General features: G+C 71.2%; 1 protein-coding gene. It reads right to left on the bottom strand.

Going from position 1 to position 667, the window contains the following annotated elements; translation table 11 throughout:
- Positions 1 to 36: 36 nt before the first annotated feature.
- Positions 37 to 363, bottom strand: coding sequence for a hypothetical protein (locus FLV34_RS39565; protein ID WP_147945621.1), 327 nt, complete (start codon positions 361 to 363; stop codon positions 37 to 39).
- Positions 364 to 667 lie beyond the last annotated feature (304 nt).

Below are 667 nucleotides of genomic sequence, written 5' to 3'. Positions count from 1 at the left end.
CGGCCAGGCACATGTCCACGTCATCGGGAAGCGGGGTCAGCGCCAGCTCTTGGGCCACCTCACGAACCGACCCCACCACCACCCACGACGACCGCACACGACCACGGCCCTGACCACGACCGCCCACACCGTCGGAAGCACCCGCACCCGCACCCGGGCCGGCCGCGCCAGCACCATCCGCGCCAGCAGCGTCCGGGCCAGTGGTATCTGCACCGTCGGCAGCTCCACGCGCGGCATTCGCGCCAGCGCCGTTCGTGCCACCGACATTCTCACCGGCGGATGCCGCACCGTCGGCGGCCCCGCACGCGGCACCAGAGCCAGCGCCGTTCGCGCCATCGGCAGCCGCACCAGCACAAGCCCCACGGGCGGCACCCGCGTCAGATCCCGCGCTGTCGGCGGTCCAACATGCGGCGTTCGCGTCAGCGCCGTCCGTGCCAGCACCGCTCATGCCAGCGGCATTCGTACCGGTGGCCGCCCCACTCGTGGCATCCGCGCCGTCGTTGGTTGTGCTATCGGGATCGGTGCCTGGAACGTCCGAGCTTGGGTGGTCTGTGCTTGCGGCAACGGGTGCGTCGCCGCGCTGCCGGAGCCCGAAGTTGATGATCGGGAAGGGCTCCCGGGCGGATGAACCATCAGAGGACCACAGCGGCGAGTTGGCGATCAGACG

Origin of the sequence: Microbispora sp. CSR-4 (assembly GCF_008033685.1) — a bacterium.
In the GTDB taxonomy this organism is placed as follows: Bacteria; Actinomycetota; Actinomycetes; order Streptosporangiales; family Streptosporangiaceae; genus Microbispora.
This window is presented reverse-complemented; position numbering and strand designations above follow the sequence as displayed.